Origin of the sequence: Subtercola lobariae, from assembly GCF_014640255.1 — a bacterium.
Classification (GTDB): Bacteria; Actinomycetota; Actinomycetes; order Actinomycetales; family Microbacteriaceae; genus Subtercola; species Subtercola lobariae.
Genome location: NZ_BMGP01000001.1, coordinates 573792 through 590963 on the forward strand (window position 1 = coordinate 573792; position 17172 = coordinate 590963).

Annotated in this window: 15 protein-coding genes and 1 tRNA gene; 12 read left to right on the forward strand and 4 right to left on the reverse strand. The window is 64.2% G+C overall.

Annotated elements, in window-relative coordinates; all coding sequences use genetic code 11:
• A complete protein-coding gene (locus IEX24_RS02650; protein WP_188673202.1) occupies positions 1-1431 on the reverse strand; it encodes a DUF7847 domain-containing protein in 1431 nt (476 codons plus the stop codon).
• Between the two features lie 177 nt (positions 1432-1608).
• On the opposite strand from IEX24_RS02650, the gene mtrA reads away from it, so the two are divergent.
• The 6 genes from mtrA (at position 1609) to secA (ending at position 10611) form a co-directional block, all read left to right on the forward strand.
• Positions 1609-2304: an MtrAB system response regulator MtrA gene (gene mtrA / locus IEX24_RS02655; protein ID WP_188673205.1), complete on the forward strand. Its 696-nt coding sequence runs from the start codon at positions 1609-1611 to the stop codon at positions 2302-2304.
• 27 nt (positions 2305-2331) lie between these two features.
• Positions 2332-4131, forward strand: coding sequence for an MtrAB system histidine kinase MtrB (gene mtrB, locus IEX24_RS02660; protein WP_188673208.1), 1800 nt, complete (start codon positions 2332-2334; stop codon positions 4129-4131).
• Positions 4128-5831 (forward strand): LpqB family beta-propeller domain-containing protein, encoded by a 1704-nt coding sequence (locus IEX24_RS02665; protein WP_188673211.1) that lies wholly within the window; start codon positions 4128-4130, stop codon positions 5829-5831. Before mtrB ends, IEX24_RS02665 begins: the two co-directional genes overlap by 4 nt.
• A 187-nt stretch (positions 5832-6018) precedes the next feature.
• Positions 6019-6732 carry a ComF family protein gene (locus tag IEX24_RS02670; RefSeq protein ID WP_188673213.1) on the forward strand — a complete coding sequence of 238 codons (714 nt, stop codon included), beginning with the start codon at positions 6019-6021 and terminating at the stop codon, positions 6730-6732.
• Between the two features lie 129 nt (positions 6733-6861).
• Positions 6862-7590, forward strand: a complete 729-nt coding sequence (hpf, locus tag IEX24_RS02675) for a ribosome hibernation-promoting factor, HPF/YfiA family (protein WP_188673216.1) — start codon at positions 6862-6864, stop codon at positions 7588-7590.
• Positions 7591-7737: 147 nt separating this feature from the next.
• Entirely contained in the window at positions 7738-10611 is a 2874-nt protein-coding gene (secA, locus tag IEX24_RS02680) for a preprotein translocase subunit SecA (protein ID WP_188673228.1), read from the forward strand.
• A gap of 84 nt (positions 10612-10695) precedes the next feature.
• Here secA and IEX24_RS02685 read toward each other — a convergent pair whose 3' ends face one another.
• Positions 10696-11145, reverse strand: a complete 450-nt coding sequence (locus IEX24_RS02685; protein WP_188673231.1) for an Rv3235 family protein — start codon at positions 11143-11145, stop codon at positions 10696-10698.
• A 228-nt stretch (positions 11146-11373) separates the two neighbouring features.
• Here IEX24_RS02685 and IEX24_RS02690 point away from each other — a divergent pair, with 228 nt between their 5' ends.
• The gene (locus tag IEX24_RS02690) at positions 11374-12873 is read left to right on the forward strand and encodes a sensor histidine kinase (RefSeq protein WP_188673233.1); all 1500 of its coding nucleotides are present in this window, start codon (positions 11374-11376) and stop codon (positions 12871-12873) included.
• 42 nt (positions 12874-12915) lie between these two features.
• On the opposite strand, the gene IEX24_RS02695 is transcribed toward IEX24_RS02690, so the two are convergent.
• Positions 12916-13164, reverse strand: coding sequence for a WhiB family transcriptional regulator (locus tag IEX24_RS02695; protein ID WP_137835978.1), 249 nt, complete (start codon positions 13162-13164; stop codon positions 12916-12918).
• 303 nt (positions 13165-13467) lie between these two features.
• Here IEX24_RS02695 and IEX24_RS02700 point away from each other — a divergent pair, with 303 nt between their 5' ends.
• Entirely contained in the window at positions 13468-13908 is a 441-nt protein-coding gene (locus IEX24_RS02700; RefSeq protein ID WP_188673236.1) for a hypothetical protein, read from the forward strand.
• Between the two features lie 90 nt (positions 13909-13998).
• On the opposite strand, the gene bcp is transcribed toward IEX24_RS02700, so the two are convergent.
• Positions 13999-14481, reverse strand: coding sequence for a thioredoxin-dependent thiol peroxidase (bcp, locus tag IEX24_RS02705; RefSeq protein ID WP_188673239.1), 483 nt, complete (start codon positions 14479-14481; stop codon positions 13999-14001).
• 93 nt (positions 14482-14574) lie between these two features.
• On the opposite strand from bcp, the gene IEX24_RS02710 reads away from it, so the two are divergent.
• From IEX24_RS02710 to IEX24_RS02720, 4 genes are all read left to right on the forward strand, one after another.
• Positions 14575-14647 (forward strand) — tRNA-Lys (locus IEX24_RS02710).
• 200 nt (positions 14648-14847) lie between these two features.
• Positions 14848-14976, forward strand: a complete 129-nt coding sequence (locus IEX24_RS19805; protein ID WP_268236216.1) for a hypothetical protein — start codon at positions 14848-14850, stop codon at positions 14974-14976.
• A gap of 134 nt (positions 14977-15110) precedes the next feature.
• Positions 15111-15752 carry a hypothetical protein gene (locus IEX24_RS02715; protein WP_188673242.1) on the forward strand — a complete coding sequence of 214 codons (642 nt, stop codon included), beginning with the start codon at positions 15111-15113 and terminating at the stop codon, positions 15750-15752.
• Between the two features lie 29 nt (positions 15753-15781).
• Positions 15782-17155 carry a glucose-6-phosphate dehydrogenase gene (locus IEX24_RS02720; RefSeq protein WP_188673245.1) on the forward strand — a complete coding sequence of 458 codons (1374 nt, stop codon included), beginning with the start codon at positions 15782-15784 and terminating at the stop codon, positions 17153-17155.
• The last annotated feature ends 17 nt before the right edge of the window (positions 17156-17172 follow it).

A 17172-nucleotide genomic window follows, 5' to 3' on the forward strand; every position in this document is an offset into this window, starting at 1 on the left:
TCAGAGCGGCCTCTGCACCCGATACGGGTCGTCGTCGGCCGTGACCAGCCCGGCCTGCTGAGCCTCGACGAACCGAATCAGTTCAAGGTCGAGGCCCTCTTTGCGCATGCGCAGGTCGACGTAGATCAGCGAGATGGCTGCCGCCTGCACGACAGCAGAGATGGCGCCGAACACGATCTGCAGAACGCCGACGATGAGGTTGATGGCCAGGGCTGCGATGAAGGCGCTCTGGCTGCCCGAATCGCTCGTGTCGTTCGGGCTGAAGATTCCGAAGGCCAGCCCGAGAATGAGGCTCACCGGCTGTGTCACGAACAAACTGGCGACGTACACGATGAGGTAGACCAGGGCTTCGGTGCCGAACGTCTTCCAGAACGAACCGCTGGTGAGGCGCCACGAGCGGGCGATCGCGGCGCGCGCGCCCAGGCCTTCGAGTACGATCGCGCAGGCGACGAGCGACACTTTTGTCGTGATCCAGACCGCGAGAACCGTGAGCCCGAGCGCGAACAAAAGCCCCGAGATGACGGCGAGCGCGATGCCTGCCGCCCCGCCGATGGTCGCGAAGGCCACAACGATGCCCACGGCGATGGCCAGAACCACCACCACGACGATGCCCTCGAGCAGAATCCACAGCACCAGCGGCCACATGCGCTTCGCGGCGGCCCGCCACAGCTCGCCGAGCTTACGTTTCTCGCCCAATACCTCGCGCGACACTTCGATGACGAGGATGCCCTGCAGCAGCGCGCTCGAAATGAGTGCCAGCGCCACGGGAATCAGCGCCGAAAGCAGCACGATCACAACCGAACCGGCGGCGATCGAGTTGCGGTCGGCCACGCTCGCCTGGCTCACCCGGTTGAAGGCGAAGAGGGTGGCGCCGCCGATGACTCCCACAGAGACGAGGTAGATGGCGAATTGGATGATCAGGGCGCTGCCGAAGGTCGGCCCCGGGTTTCGCCGCAGCACCTGAAACGGCGCACCCAGCAGCGTGCCGAACCCGAGTGGGCGCAGCGGCACGAGCCCCGGCTTGGGCGGCGGCGCCCAGTTCGCGCCGCCGGGGCCGGGCGGCCCTGCGGGCGGCGCAGGGTACTGGCCTGGCGGCGGCGGGTAGCCGCCGTACTGCGCGGGCGGCGGCGCGTACTGCCCGTACTGCGGTGGTGGTGGGTATCCGTCGTACGGCGGGGGTGGAGGCGGCGGCGCATACTGCCCATATTGCGGTGGCGGCGAACCATAGTGCGGAGCCTGCGGTGGCGGCGCGTATTCCCCGTAGCGCGGCGGCTCAACGGGCTGCGCGGCCGGCTGCGGGGCCGCCGGTGCTACCGGCTGCGAATCCTCCGGCACCCCGAACTGCGGCGGCTGAGCATCCGCTGCCTCAGCCGAACTCGGCGTCCCCGCGCGCCCAGCGCCTGGCGCGCCCGCCTCGTGTTCGTCGCTCAAACCGTGTTCCTCATTTTCGCTACGAGAACTGAAGTCACATGAAGCGTGCCCGCACCCCCCGAGCCCGCGCCGCGCCACAGCGGCAGCTTCACCCTCCCATGCTCGCACAGTCTGTCGTCAGCCGCCGCGCAGCCACGACTCAGCCCCTACCGGGTACGCTCCACTACCCTATGAGCTATGGATGCTCGCATACTCGTGGTCGACGATGATCCCGCGCTCGCTGAAATGATCGGCATCGTGCTCGAGGCAGAGAACTTCGAGCCCGTCTTCTGCGCCGACGGCTCGGAGGCGTTCGCCGCCTTCACCGCCGCGCGCCCCGACCTCGTGCTGCTCGACCTGATGCTTCCGGGAATGGATGGCATCGAGGTCTGCGCCCAGATCCGCGCCGAATCGGGCGTGCCCATCATCATGCTCACCGCCAAGAGCGACACCACCGATGTGGTCAAGGGCCTGGAATCAGGCGCTGACGACTACATCGTGAAACCGTTCAACCCGAAAGAGCTGGTCGCGCGCATCCGCACCCGCCTGCGGCCGAGTGTCACAGCCGTGGCAGCCGCGAACGGGCCGATGTTGATCGGCGACATCGAGCTCGACGTCGCCGGGCACGAGGTGCGCCGCGGAGCCGGGCGCATCAACCTCACCCCGCTCGAATTCGATCTGCTGCACGCGCTCGCCGCGAAGCCGCAGCAGGTGTTCACTCGCGAAATGCTGCTCGAGCAGGTGTGGGGCTACCACTACAAGGCCGATACGCGCCTCGTGAACGTGCACGTGCAACGGTTGCGCGCGAAGGTCGAGGAAGACCCCGACAACCCGCGCATCGTGATGACCGTTCGCGGCGTAGGCTATCGGGCCGGTGCCGTCGTCAATGCCTAATTCGTCGTCAAGCCGTAATAGCGGCTGATGGCCACCTCGTCGGCGGCCGAGGGCCGATCGGGGCGCAGTCACATCGGCCCGTTTCTCGCGCGTGAATGGCGGGCCTGGCCGGGGCAGATCGCCGGCTGGTGGCGGCTGTCGCTGCAGTTTCGCACCATTGTCATCACTATCGGGCTCACCACGGTCGCCCTTCTGGGCGCCGGCATCTACACCTCGGTCAGCATCGGCAACGACCTCTTTCACTCGCGGCTGAACCAGACGCTGCTCGACGCGAACCAGGCCGCCAAAACCGCCCAGACCATCTTCGACGCCTCTGACTCGAGCACCGATTCGTCGGTCAGCACCCTGCTGAACTCGGCGCAGACGAAGATCACGTCGTCGTCGTCATCGCGTCTCATCGCGATCTACGCCGCCCCCGGCCAAGACCAGACCGCAACGTCGTTTCTGCCGTTCGCGAGCCCCGAGCTCGTCACGCCCGGCATCATCACCGACGAACTGCGTGCCGAGGTGACGGCCGGGGCCGGAACGCAGACTCAATACTGGCAATCGGTTTCGTTGCCCAACGACAATGGTGGCTTCGACCCCGGCATCATCGTCGGCTCGCCGCTCACCATTCCGAGCGCCGGCCAATACCAGCTCTACCTCGGCTACAACCTCTCTGATTCGGCTCAGACCCTCAGCTTCGTTCAACAGACGCTCTGGATAGCCGGCCTGCTCCTCACCTTGCTCATCGCGCTGGTGGCTTGGGTCATCGTTCGCCTCGTGATCGAGCCGATTCGGGTGGCGGCCGAAACCAGCGAGAAGCTCGCCGCGGGCGAACTCGAAGTGCGTATTCCTGAAAAGGGTGAAGACATCATCGCGACCCTCGCCCATTCGTTCAACGGTATGGCCGACAGCATGCAGGGCCAGATCACCCAGCTCGCCGAACTCTCCCAATTGCAGCAACGATTCGTCTCCGACGTGTCACACGAGCTGAGAACGCCGCTCACGACCATCCGGTTGGCCGGAGATGTGCTGTACGACAAGCGCGAGACCTTCGAACCCGCCATCGGCCGAACCGCTGAGCTGCTGCACACCCAGACCGTGCGGTTCGAATTGCTGCTCAACGACCTGCTCGAGATCAGCCGGTTCGATGCCGGTTCTGCCGACCTCAACATCGAACCCGCGAGCCTCGTTCGCCTCGCCGTCGACGCCATCGACCAGATGCGCCCGCTCGCCGAGGCCGCCGGTTCAGAGGTGCGAATCTACGCACCCGGCGGGCATATCGAGGTCGAAATGGATGCCCGCCGAATCCGTCGAATCGTCACGAATCTGCTCGGCAACGCCATCGAACACGGCGAGGGCCGCCCCATTCTCGTCTCGGTCGACAGCAATGTCTCGGCCATCGCCATCGCCGTGCGCGACTACGGAATCGGCATGAGCCAAGACGACGCCGAGCGCGTGTTCGAGCGCTTCTGGCGGGCTGACCCGTCGCGCAAACGCACCATCGGCGGCACCGGGCTCGGCCTCGCCATCTCGCTCGAAGACGCGGCGCTGCACGGCGGCCAGCTCGAGGTCTGGACTCACGAGGGCGAGGGCAGCTGCTTTCGCCTCACCCTGCCGCGCGTTCACGGGCGCCAGGTGGGCGAGTCGCCCATCGCCTTGCCGCCAGAAGACCCCGACGAGTCAGACAGTCTCGTGCGCACCGACGACACCGGGGCGCATCTTTTCACGAGGTCGTATGACCCGACGCACACCTATGACGAGCCCGTCGAGGTGCCCGCGGAGTTTCCCGAAGCCGCAGAACTTTCCGAAGCCGCAGAACTTCCCGAACGGGGCGGAGCATGATCACTCGCCGAACCCGAACCCGAACCCGAACCCGAACCGTGCGTCGGGTGAGCCTCACCCTTGCCGCCACCCTCACAGCGGTGTTGGCGGTGAGCGCATGCACGGGCATCCCGAGCTCGGGCGCCGTGCACTCGCAAGAAGTCAGCTCGAGCCCCGATGACAGTGACGTCATTCTGCTGCCACCGAACCCCGTTCCCGGTGCAAACCAGTCGCAGATTCTGAATGGCTTTCTGCAGGCGGCGGCGAGCCCCCAGAACGACTACAAGGTGGCTCGATCGTATTTGACGAACGACTTCGCAAAAACCTGGGATCCGAACGCAGGCGTACTCATCGACTCCGGCCAGCCCGCCGAGACCACCATCTCCGACACCGCCATGAGTATCAACGTGACACCGCAGGCCGAGGTCGACGCGACCGGCGAATACGTCGAAAGCAGTTCGAGCGCGACCGTCACATTGCCGTTCACCTTCGCGCAGCAAGACGGCCAGTGGCGCATCAGCGCAGCGAACCCGGGCATCATTCTCGAGCAAGTGCGGTTCAGCCAGGTGTTCAGTTCGCATCCGCTCTATTTCTACGACCCCACGTACACCTACTTGGTTCCGGATGTTCGGTGGTTTCCCAAAGACGAAACGACGAGCACGCGCGTGGTCAAAGCCCTGCTCGCCGGCCCCGCGCCGTGGCTGGGTCAGGGGGCGGTGGTCACCGCGTTTCCTGACGGAACCGAAGCTTCGCCGGTCGTGGTCGAGTCGGGCAAGGCGGGCGTCGACCTCTCGAGTCAGATTCTTTCGCAGACGCCGCTCGCCCTCGAACGGATGCAATACCAGCTCGATGAGAGCCTCAGCACGGTCTCATCGGTCGCCAGCGTGGTCATCACGGTCAATCAGAACCCGGTGGCCATCGCCCCCGGGCCCGCGCCCATTGTGCAACCGCGGGTGAACCCGCAGCCGCTGGTCGACATGGCGAACGTCTTCGGCTACTTGTCGAACAACGCCGCCGTGCCCATACCCGCGATCAGTGACAAGGTGCAGGCGCTCGCACCCCTCTCAGTTACGTCGTCGGCGAATGTCTTCGCCGTCGGCACGGCTGCGGGTGTGTATGCCGTTCAGCCGGGGGGTAACGACCCCGCTCTGGTTGACAATCGGGCCGGGCTCGTGCCGCCCTCGCTCGACCCGTCGGGATACGTCTGGACGGTGCCCGCTGCTTCGCCGGGTGATGTGCACGCGTACGGCAGTGACGGCACTATGCACCCGGTAGCCGTGAACTGGGATGGCGCCCAGTCGATAGCGTCACTCGATGTGTCGCGCGACGGAACCCGGGTGCTCGCCTTCACCCTGGCCGACGGCGAGCCGAAACTCGTGGTCGCAGCGGTGATTCGAGACAAAGACGGCGTGCCGCAGCGCCTCGGCGACCCGGTCACCCTCGCCAGCGGGCCGGGCACGCCGGTCGACGCGACGTGGGTCGACGAGTCGAATGTCGCGTCGCTCACGTCGTCGGCGAGCGGCGACGACCGCATCGTGCTGCAGCAGATCGGCGGAATCAGCAGCAACCTCGGTGTGCCCGTTTCGGCGGTCACCATCGCGGGTGGCAACGACGTGAGCGGGCTCTGGTTGCTCACCTCGACCGGCGACCTTCAGCAGCAACGGGGCAGCGGCTGGCAGACCAACACCAAAGGCGTGGGAATGCTCGCGACGCAGACCTGATCAGCCGCTTCGGGCGAGACAAGACCTGGTGCGATGGCGCTCGGTTCGCGGCTTGTGCCACCGCGCCCCCGCCGTGTCGCGCCGGCAATCGAGGCACTTCTCCTGCACAATCCGGGTGGGGTGAACCTTCTGCACAGATCGCTTCAGTTCGACGCGCCACGTGGGCCGCTCCAGGCAGCATCGAAGCATGATCCGTTCCGCTCTTCTTGATGCCCTCGCCCTCGTTCTGCCAACCGATTGCGCAGCCTGCGGCGCGCCCGATCGAGCCATCTGCACGCCCTGCCTCGCCGAGCTCACGCCTGCCGTGACCAGACTCGTCGTACGCCGGGCCAACGCTCCTCCGCTCGACGTGTGGTCGGCGCTTCCCTACCGCGAAACCGTCTCGGCCGCGCTCTCGAAGTTCAAAGAGTCGGGCCGCACCGATGTGGCGCGCCCGCTCTCTGCTGCCCTGCGACCGGCGCTGCAGGATGCTCGGCAGCACGCCCTCGAACGACTTGGCCCTGGCGCGAACATCGAACTCGCCGAGGCGCCCTCGTCACGCGCCGCCTACCGTCATCGCGGCTATAACCCCGTGGCGCTGCTCACCGCACGCGCCCGCAGCGACATGCCGTGCCTCAACCCACTTCGCGTGGCTCGCGCTACACGCGACCAGGCGGGTCTCGGCGTGGCCGACCGCCAAGCGAACCTCGACGGCTCACTGGTCGTTCGCACGAGATTCTCAGAAGGTTCTCTGCGGGGCAGAAATCTGATTCTCGTCGATGACGTCGTCACCACCGGCGCCACCCTCATCGAGTGCCGCAGGGCGCTTGAAGCCGCGGGTGCGCGAGTGCTCGCGGCTGCGACGCTGGCGTTCGCCGAGCGACGAATCGGCACATCGACGGTTGTGGAATTCTCTGAATAGTCGAGAGAATGAGACAATCTCAGTGAGATTCAGTGACAGAAACAGGGGCGGCGAGTACGGTGGGTCAAAAGGCGCGGAAGAGCTCGCTTTGGTCCAAGGCGGCGCGTCTTTTGAGACTAGGAGATTGCCATGGAGATCAACATCACGGGCCGCAACCTAGGGATCACTGATCGATTTCGCAGTTACGCGACAGAGAAGGCCGAGAAGGTTTCACACCTGGCTGATCGAGCACTGGTGTTAGAGGTCAAGGTCTGTCGCCACAGTTCGGCGAACACCTCAGGCGGTGACGATCGGGTTGAACTCACCCTCATCGGCCCCGGTCCGGTTGTACGAGCAGAAAGCGCGGGCAGCGACAAATACGTGGCTTTCGATCTCGCGATCGGCAAGCTGATGGAGCGGGTGCGCCGAGCGAAAGATCGTAAGAAGGTGCACCGCGGTCAACACCGCCCGGTGTCGCTTCGCGAAGCGAGCACGGTCGGTTTCAGCGTCGTCGACGTCGTTCCTGCCGAGGCCGATGTTCTGGCCAAGGCCAGCACCGGCGCCATCGCTGTGCAGGCGCCGGCTGACGACACTCGAGGGGCGGCCGAGGTCTCGGCCGACGAAGACTGGTCGCCCGTGGTGATTCGCAAGAAGGTCTTCGCAGCATCTCCGATGACAGTCGATGACGCTCTCTACTTGATGGAACTGGTGGGTCACGATTTCTACCTCTTCATCGACGCCGAAACGCTGCGCCCGAGCGTGGTGTATCGGCGCATGGGCTGGGATTACGGGGTCATCGGGCTCGATGACCACGCAACGCCCCTGATGGGTGATGCGCGCGAAGCAGAGCGAGCCCTGTCAGATCGGGTGCTCACCTGAGTTACCCCGATCCACGAGACGCCTGGGGGCGCGACGATCAATCGTCGCGCCCCCAGCGCTCGTTCTGAAGACCTTCAGGAATGACAACTAAGATTGCTAAGATTACCGGCTGGATCATGGCTGGTTCCGGTAGGAGATTGATTTCACGTGGCTTCAGTTCTTGAAAAGGTACTTCGCGTCGGCGAGGGGCGAGTGCTTCGGCGGCTCGAAAACTTCGCCAAGGCCATCAATGCGCTCGAAGAAGACTTCACTCACCTGAGCGACGAAGAACTCAAAGACGAGACGCCTCGACTGCGTGAGCGCTATGCCGAGGGCGAGAGTCTCGACCACCTGCTGCCCGAGGCCTTCGCGGCCGTGCGCGAAGCATCCCGCCGCACGCTCGGCCTTCGTCACTTCGACGTTCAGCTCATGGGCGGTGCCGCCCTGCACCTCGGCAACATCGCCGAGATGAAAACCGGTGAGGGCAAGACCCTCGTCGCCACCCTTCCCGCGTACCTCAACGCCATCGCCGGCGAGGGCGTGCACATCGTCACGGTCAACGACTACCTCGCGAACTACCAGAGTGAACTCATGGGCCGCGTCTTCCGCGCCCTCGGAATGACCACCGGTGTCATCTTGAGCGGGCAGACGCCTGCAGAACGCCGTGAGCAATACGCTGCCGACATCACCTACGGCACGAACAACGAATTCGGCTTCGATTACCTTCGCGACAACATGGCGTGGCAGGCGAGCGACATGGTTCAGCGCGGCCACCAGTTCGCCATCGTCGACGAGGTCGACAGCATTCTGATCGACGAGGCTCGCACCCCGCTCATCATTTCGGGCCCCGCGTCGGGTGAAGCGAACCGCTGGTTCACCGAGTTCGCGCAGGTCGCCACCCGGCTCGTGGCCGACGAAGACTACGAGGTCGACGAGAAGAAGCGCACCGTCGGAATTCTCGAGCCCGGCATCGAAAAGGTCGAAGACTACCTCGGCATCGACAACCTCTACGAGTCGGCGAACACTCCGCTCATCTCGTTCTTGAACAACTCGCTGAAGGCTTCTGCGCTGTTCAAGAAAGACAAAGACTACGTGGTGATGAACGGCGAGGTTCTCATCGTCGACGAGCACACCGGCCGTATTCTCGCCGGCCGTCGCTACAACGAGGGCATTCACCAGGCCATCGAGGCCAAAGAGGGCGTGACGGTCAAGGCCGAGAACCAGACGCTCGCGACGGTCACGCTGCAGAACTACTTCCGGCTCTACAAGAAGATCTCGGGCATGACGGGTACGGCCGAAACCGAGGCCGCCGAGTTCATGAGCACCTACAAGCTCGGCGTTGTGGCCATTCCCACCAACCGCCCCATGCAGCGCAAAGACCAGCCTGACCTGGTGTACAAGAACGAGCAGTCGAAGTTCGAGCAGGTCGTCGAAGACATCGTCGAGCGTCACGCGGGCGGCCAGCCCGTGCTCGTGGGTACCACGAGCGTCGAGAAGAGCGAATACCTCTCCCGTCTGCTGGCGAAGAAGGGTGTGCGGCACGAGGTGCTGAACGCCAAGAATCACGCTCGCGAGGCAGCCATCATCGCCCAAGCCGGCCGTCTCGGCGCCGTGACCGTGGCAACCAACATGGCCGGTCGTGGCACCGACATCATGCTCGGTGGCAACACCGAGTTTCTCGCCGTCTCCGAGATGAATACCCGGGGCCTCAGCCCGGTCGAAACTCCAGACGAATACGAAGAGGCGTGGGACGACGTGCTCGCCACCGTCAAGGCCGGTGTCGACGAAGAAGCCGAGAAGGTCGTCGAGGCCGGTGGCCTCTACGTGCTCGGTACCGAGCGTCACGAATCGCGACGTATCGATAACCAGCTTCGCGGCCGCAGCGGCCGCCAGGGCGACCCGGGCGAAAGCCGCTTCTACCTCTCTCTCACCGACGACCTCATGCGCCTGTTCAACGCGGGCGCGGCCGAGAGCCTGATGGGCCGCGGCAATGTGCCCGACGACCTGGCCATCGAGTCGAAGGTCGTCTCACGCGCCATTCGAAGCGCTCAGTCGCAGGTCGAGGGCCGAAACGCAGAGATTCGTAAGAACGTGCTCAAATACGACGACGTTCTGAACCGTCAGCGCGAAGCCATCTACAACGACCGGCGCGCCATTCTCGAAGGCGACGACCTGCACGAGCGCTCGCAGAAGTTCTTGCATGACGTCATCGACGACGTGCTCGAGACCCACGCTGGCGAAGGCAACGGCGACGACTGGGACTTCGACGCGATGTGGACCGAGCTGAAGACGCTCTACCCGGTCTCGATCTCTATCGACGAGGTCATTGCCGAGGCGGGTAGCCGCGGCAAGATCAGCCGCGAGTTCGTGGGGCGAGAGATTCTCTCTGACGCGCAGATCGCCTACCAGAATCGCGAAGAGACGCTCGGCGAGGCGGCTATGCGCGAGCTCGAACGCCGCGTGGTGCTCACCGTCATCGACCGCCGTTGGCGCGATCACCTCTACGAAATGGACTACCTCAAAGACGGCATCGGCTTGCGTGCGATGGCGCAACGTGACCCGCTCGTCGAGTACCAGCGTGAGGGCTTTCTGCTCTTTCAGCAGATGATGGGCCAGATTCGCGAAGAGGCCGTCGGCTTCTTGTTCAACCTCGAGGTCGAGGTGAATGCTCCCGCGGGCGAAGTGGATGCCCCGAGCGTTCAGGCGAAGGGCCTCGAAACGGGCCACAACACCGAGGGTACCCAGCTCAGCTACACCGCTCCGAGCGATTCCGGCGGCGTCGAAGTTCGCAACCAGCGCGGTCAACTCGAACAGGCGGCAACCGCCAGAGCCCAGCGTGCCCAGCAAGAAGCGCAGCCCGCCGGGGCATCGGCCCAGACCGCTGTACCTCCCGTTGCACCAGCCACCCGCACTCAGCGGCCGGGCGGGCAGCCGCAGCGCCCCGCTCCCACGACGACTGGCGCCTTCGGCCAAAAGACCCCGGCGGGTGCACCTCCTGCCGGCAACCGTGCCGAGCGTCGAGCGAGCGAAAAGAAGAAGTAGCCCCCTCCCCGCCCGCGCACTTCATGCGGCCCGAGTTCGACACGCTCGGTGCCCGCATCTGATGCTGCCCGAAAACCGCGCGTGCTAGAGCACGTTGATGGCGCTTGCCCGCCATCTCGGCCCTAAGCGCTCCAGGCGCACCGCCACGGCCCGCGTTCTCGCTTTGCCGTGCACGATGACGACACCTTCGATGACTCCGGGCAGCGGCTCGCTCAGCACGATGCGGCCGATGCTGAATGTCGGCCGCATCGAGCGCTGCCCTTTCACCTGCCGAGCGCGCGACGAGAGCACTACTCGCTTGGAAAGATTTCGGTAAACGTCGTCTGAAACCCATCTGGCAAGTTGATCGAGGTCGCGAACGCCGGCCAAAATCTCGAGCACACATCGCGTCAGGCTCTCGAGAAACTCCGTCGCGGTCGGTAGTGCGAGGGCACATGATGCCTCGCTGGCGGTCGGTGATTCGCCGGCGCTCGACGGAACTCTCTGCAGGGTTTGCGCCCGCTCCATGGTGGCGACAGGCAAGGTTTGGATCATTTTGGCTCCGGTAACGTGCCGTTCTCCGCCGATTCGATGGGTGTTCGATCAGGCGCAGAACCGCGGACTTCGTGAGTGTTCCTCGATTCTCGGGTGTTGCAACTAAAGCAGGTGCACTTGTTCGTGTAAAGCGCCCGGGCGCGATTGTGGATAAGAGCGCCTGGCCGCATCCTGGGCAGGAGAGGTCGTCGCAACGAGCTCGGCACATTGGGCCGTAGGCTAGTTCTCGTGTCTACTTTGAGCGATCTCGTGTTGGCGCAGGGCAATTCCACTGAGGCTGATATCGAGTGGCTGCACCTGCTCGTCGGTGACTGGCAGCTTCTCGCCGACTTGGCCTTCGCCGATATCGTGCTCTGGGTGCCGTCGAGCGATGGCAGTTTCGTTGCCGTGGCGCACGCCCGGCCATCCAGCTCGGCCACGCTCTTCTACCGCGACTTCGTCGGTCAGGCCGTCAAAGCAGAGTGGCGTAAACAGGTCACTGATGCGTTTCAGAGCGCGAAGATCGTCGACACCGCCGCGCCTGACTGGTACGAAGAGACGCCCACGAGAGTGCGAGCGGTTCCGGTCTTGCGGCGCCTCAGCCAAAGCGACACGAAGACCACCGAAACGCCCATTGCCGTCGTGACGAGGCACACGAACCTCAGCGAGGCACGCACGCCGAGCCGCCAAGAGCTGACCTTCAACGAGTGCGCGAACGACCTCTTCGCCATGATCGCCGCCGGCGATTTTCCTGATCTGGGTGCTCCGACCGGGCCGCGGCGCGGCGCACCCCGGGCATCCGATGGTCTCATTCGGCTCGATGCCGACGGAACCGTCACGTTTGCCAGCCCCAACGGCCTGTCGGCTTTCAACCGAATGGGTTTCGGCGAAGAACTCGAGGGTCAGTCGTTGGCCGAAGTCACCACGCAGCTTCTGAACGGAACGCTCGTCGTCGACGAATCTCTGCCGCTGGTCGTCACCGGCCGGGCGCCATGGCGCACCGATGTCGAGGCGAAGGGCGTTACCGTCTCGCTGCGCGCGATTCCGCTGCGCACCAGAGGTCAGCGGTTCGGCGCCATTGTGCTCTGCCGCGACGTCACCGAGCTGCGGCACGACGAACGTGAGCTCATCACCAAAGACGCCACGATTCGCGAGATTCACCACCGTGTCAAGAACAACTTGCAGACCGTGGCGTCGCTCTTGCGTATTCAGGCCCGCCGAACGCATTCAGACGACGCGAAGGATGCCCTGTCGCAGGCCATGCGCCGCGTCGCCGCCATCGCGGTGGTGCACGACACGCTCTCTGAGGGGCTGAGCCAGCGCGTCGATTTCGACGTGGTGTTCGAGCGGGTGCTGATGCTCGTCACCGAGGTCGCTTCGGCGCACAACACCACCGTGCACCCGAAGTTCAGCGGCAGCTTCGGGGTGCTGCCGAGCGAATACGCCACACCGCTCGCGCTCGCTCTCACCGAGCTTGTGACGAACGCGGTCGAGCACGGGCTGGCCGGCCAAGAGGGTCAGGTCGAGATCGTGGCGAGCCGGTCAGAAGAGACCCTGACGGTCGAGGTGCGTGACACGGGTTCAGGGTTGCCCGAAGGCAAGGTGGGCTCGGGTCTCGGAACCCAGATCGTTCGAACCCTGATCCAGGGCGAACTGGGCGGCATCATCGACTGGCACACCATGGTCGGCAGCGGCACAGTCGTGACCATCGAAATTCCGTTTCGGTGGCTGAAGAAGCGCGCAGCCTGAGCCGAACGAGGGTTGGTTCGAGGCGCTGACGAGCGCGAGCGGCTAGGAAGCGCGGCGAGCGCGAGCCGCACGACGCTTGAGGGCACGGCGCTCGTCTTCGCTGAGGCCACCCCACACGCCGCTGTCTTGCCCGGTTTCGAGTGCGTATTGCAGACAGATCTCTGTCACCGAGCAGCGCGCACACACAGCTTTAGCCTTGTCGATCTGGTCGACGGCGGGGCCGGTGTTGCCTACGGGAAAAAACAGTTCAGGGTCTGCGGTCAAGCAAGCGGCTTTGTCGCGCCAATCCATCGGGGGTACTCCTTGGTGTTGCGGGTGCTTCGGTCGAGAGACCTCAGTTCGGGTATGTTCGACCGCTTTACGCTTGTGTTGGACTGCACTTCACGCGCCGTCAGCACAGCGAAAACGGGTGTAACCCGCTGTGCGTTCAGCCCGACGAACGCACTCAAATGAACGCGTCAGCGTATAGACCAGCAATGGGTGCTTGGGATTAATCTCACGTCGCACCCCCACGACATTGTGAGCAACAATCGACCTCAAATATGGTCGCATACTGGTAGTGGCAAATCAAGGGTTTTCTGAAGGTACGGAGCTATGGACGATCACTCAGAAACGCAGAATTCCGCCGAATCCGGGCGATTGGATGCCCGGCAGCGCCGCCCCGTGCTGCTAATCGTTCTCGGTCTGTTACTTCTCGCGGAGTCATTCGTAGTGCTCGCTGTGGGTGCCTGGCAGATCACGCAGCTGCTGCAGGCACCGCCCGAGATTTACTCATCGGCCATCGCGCTCATCGTGATGGTTCTCGCGGCCGGCCTCTGGGTTCTGGTGACCGCCATCGGCGTCTTCCGTCTGCGCCCATGGACGAGGGGTTCGGCGCTCACCTGGCAGGTGCTTCAGATCATCGTGGCCATCTGCTGCTTTCAGGGCATCTTCGGCAGCCCCGACGACGGTTGGCCCCTTCTCATCGCTGGCCTCCTGGGCATCGCTCTGCTGCTGGCACCCCAAGTGGTTGCCGTCACCCGCCGCGAAATCTGACCCGCGCCCGCCCGCCCGCGACCAGTTGACGAAGAAGCACCTTTTGCTGCCGCTTAGCGGGCTTCTGCGTCAAGTGGAGGCGATCCCGGGTTACGCGTCGAGTCCGAGCTTCTTTCGAAGCGATGCCACGTGTCCGGTCGCTTTCACGTTGTAGAGCGCGAGCGCGATGACCCCGTTTTCGTCGAGCACGAATGTCGACCGCAGCACGCCGGTCACGGTTTTGCCGTACAGCGACTTCTCACCGTATGCGGCGTAGGCCTTATGAACGGTGTGGTCGACGTCAGAGAGCAGCGGAAAGCTCAGACCCTGCTCCTCGGCGAACTTCGCCAGGGCTGCGGGTGCGTCTTTCGAGATGCCGAGCACCTGGTAGCCGGCGCTCTTCAGTGAATTGATGTTGTCGCGAAAGTCGCACGCTTCTTTCGTGCAGCCCGGCGTTCCGGCGGCTGGATAGAAGTAGACCACGACCTTCTGCCCGCGGTAGTCGGCCAGGCTCACGGGCTTGCCGGTGGAGTCGTCGAGCGTGAAATCGGGAGCGACAGCTCCGGCGGTCAGTCGTTCAGAAGTGTCAGTCATGAGAGCCCTCGAGGTTGTCGCGCAGCCGGTTCGCTCCGGCCATCTCCTCATGCTAATGTTTATCCTCGGCTCGGGTTATTCTCCGGGTCGCGCGCACCTCTAGCTCAATTGGCAGAGCAACTGACTCTTAATCAGTGGGTTCCGGGTTCAAGTCCCGGGGGGTGCACCCCTTGTTCTGGTGTCGTCTGAAACACGAATCGCGACGATATTAATTCCACGCCGCAAAGCTCGCACAGCGACCCGAGTTTTGCTGCTACGCTCCATTCGGTGCTTGACCCGATTTACCCGATTTCGCACCGAAATGTTGCAGTTCAGCACGTGCCCAACCATCAATTTGCACCATTTGACCGGTCGAAGGAGACCGCCATGACGCAGAGCGAAATTTCTCACTCGAATGATCCACGAGCAGGCGTCAAGCGTGCTTTCACAGCGACCGGCCTGACGATCTTGACGGCGGTGACCGCGGTGCTCGTCATCGTCGCCGTCACGCACTGACCTCAGCTGCGTTCACACTGAGTGACGGAACGCCGCTCGATGAGCTTTGACGAGCATGATGCCCTGATTACGGCAATGTAACCATTTGTAACCCCAACGGGTCAAAAACGTGCTTTCTCACGTAAAATCGCACGGTGGCATTCCTGAATGACTTGGCGCAGCGTGGAAAGCGCGTCGCGCGCGCGGTTCCCCGCGGTGTTCCGCTGGTGGCAGCCTTTGTGGTGGCCGCTGGGGGCACTGCCGCGCTCTGCGGCGTCGCTCTCGAACGCACCGCGCCGCACGAGACTTCGGCGCCGGTGTCGATCACGATCATTGCGACGCCTACCCCTACCCCTACCCCGAGCGCTGCAGCCGCTGTTGCTGCGCCTCCGGTCGCGGTGGTGAGTACGCCGGCTCCCGTCACCCCGTCGGCCGACCCCAGCGCGGGGTCGAGCGACGACTCGGGTTACTCCGACGATTCGGGCTCGTACGACTCGAACAATTCGGGTAATTCATCCGACGCTCAAGGTTCGGGATCGGGCGATTCCGAATCGGGTGCCAGCACGCCCGACAACCCCGTCGCTACCGATCCGGCCCCCGTCGATCCCGCGCCCCCTGTCGACCCGGCTCCTCCGGCTGACTCGGCGCCGCCGGTCGATTCCGGGCCGACGAGCGACCCGACCCCGCCGACAGACCCCAGCAGCCCCGACCCGAGCACGCCGCCCGATTCGTCGGCGCCCGACCCTGGTTCGTCTGCAACGCCCTCCGACGCGCCATCGGTGGTTCCTGCGCCGTAAGTCCAGCTCGGGTGTTCTAGGGTGAGCACATGAGTCAATTGATCGGAACCCTCGTCATTCTCGGAGCGAGCGGAGACCTTTCCGCGCGTCTGCTGCTGCCCGGATTGGCGCAGCTTCTCACGTCTGAGCCCGAGCGCAAACTCACGCTCATCGGCGCAGGCAGCGAGGCGTGGGATGACGCGAAGTGGCACGAGGTGATCACGAGCTCGTTCGCTGAAGAGAATGCTTCGGGTGCGACCGTTGCGAGCATCCTCGAGGGTTCGCACTATTTTCAGGCAGACGTGACGAAGTCGGCCGACTTGCAGAAGATTCTCGATGCCTGCGAGGGCGTGCCGGCCATCTACTTCGCGTTGCCTCCAGCCGTGGCTGCCGCCGCGTGCGCCGCGCTGCAAGAGGTGACGTTGCCTGAAGGCATCTCACTCGCCCTGGAGAAGCCGTTCGGCATTGATGAACAGAGCGCCATTGACCTCAATGCCCTTCTACTGAAGCTCGTGCCCGAAGAGCAGATTCATCGGGTCGACCACTTTCTCGGCCGGTCGACGGTGCTCAACCTCTTGGGCCTGCGCTTTGCGAACCGCATCTTCGAGCCGGTGTGGAACGCCGAACACATCGAAAAGGTCGAGATCATCTACGACGAGCAGTTGGCGCTCGAGGGCCGTGCCCGTTACTACGACACCGCGGGCGCGCTGGTCGACATGATTCAGAGTCACCTCTTGCAGGTGATGGCGGTTGTCGCCATGGAGCCGCCGTCGACTCTGCGCTCGCACGACCTGCGAGACGCGAAACAGCTCGTGCTGCGGGCGACGCGGGTGTGGCAGGGCGACGCTATCGCCAGCAGTCGTCGGGCCAGGTACACGGCCGGCGAGGTGCAAGGCCGCAACCTGCCGTCGTACGTCGACGAACAGGGCGTCGACCCCAAGCGCGAGACCGAGACGCTCGCCGAGGTGACGTTCGAAGTGAATACCTGGCGGTGGGCCGGCATTCCGTTCACCTTGCGTTCGGGCAAGGCGCTCGCCGAACGCCGGCGTGAAATCGTCATCACGTTCCGTGCCGCCCGGCAGCTGCCGGTGGGCCTTAAGGGGCACAACGATCCGACGGTGCTGCGAGTTTTTCTCGCACCAGACCAAATGTCGCTCGAAATCAACGTCAACGGCCCGGGTGACCCCTACGAGCTTGAGCGCATCAGCCTCGACGCCCACTTCGGCGACGGTCAGCTGCTCGCCTACCGAGAGGTTCTCGCCGGAATTCTCGATGGTGACTCGTCACTCTCGGTTCGCGGAGACTCGGCTGTCGAGGGCTGGCGCATCGTTGCGCCTGTGGTCAAGGCGTGGCACGACGACGAGGTTCCCATCGACAGCTACCGTGCCGGCAGCGAAGGCCCCACCCTCTGGCCGCGCATCTGACCCTTGCGACCTATCTT

Coding starts and splice junctions, on each gene's coding strand:
- IEX24_RS02670 (WP_188673213.1), top strand. CDS start 6,019: ATGATCCGTTCCGCTCTTCTTGATGCCCTCGCCCTCGTTCTGCCAACC.
- IEX24_RS02700 (WP_188673236.1), top strand. CDS start 13,468: ATGGACGATCACTCAGAAACGCAGAATTCCGCCGAATCCGGGCGATTG.
- bcp (WP_188673239.1), bottom strand. CDS start 14,481: ATGACTGACACTTCTGAACGACTGACCGCCGGAGCTGTCGCTCCCGAT.
- hpf (WP_188673216.1), top strand. CDS start 6,862: ATGGAGATCAACATCACGGGCCGCAACCTAGGGATCACTGATCGATTT.
- mtrB (WP_188673208.1), top strand. CDS start 2,332: ATGGCCACCTCGTCGGCGGCCGAGGGCCGATCGGGGCGCAGTCACATC.
- IEX24_RS19805 (WP_268236216.1), top strand. CDS start 14,848: ATGACGCAGAGCGAAATTTCTCACTCGAATGATCCACGAGCAGGCGTC.
- IEX24_RS02695 (WP_137835978.1), bottom strand. CDS start 13,164: ATGGATTGGCGCGACAAAGCCGCTTGCTTGACCGCAGACCCTGAACTG.
- mtrA (WP_188673205.1), top strand. CDS start 1,609: ATGGATGCTCGCATACTCGTGGTCGACGATGATCCCGCGCTCGCTGAA.
- IEX24_RS02685 (WP_188673231.1), bottom strand. CDS start 11,145: ATGATCCAAACCTTGCCTGTCGCCACCATGGAGCGGGCGCAAACCCTG.
- IEX24_RS02665 (WP_188673211.1), top strand. CDS start 4,128: ATGATCACTCGCCGAACCCGAACCCGAACCCGAACCCGAACCGTGCGT.
- IEX24_RS02720 (WP_188673245.1), top strand. CDS start 15,782: ATGAGTCAATTGATCGGAACCCTCGTCATTCTCGGAGCGAGCGGAGAC.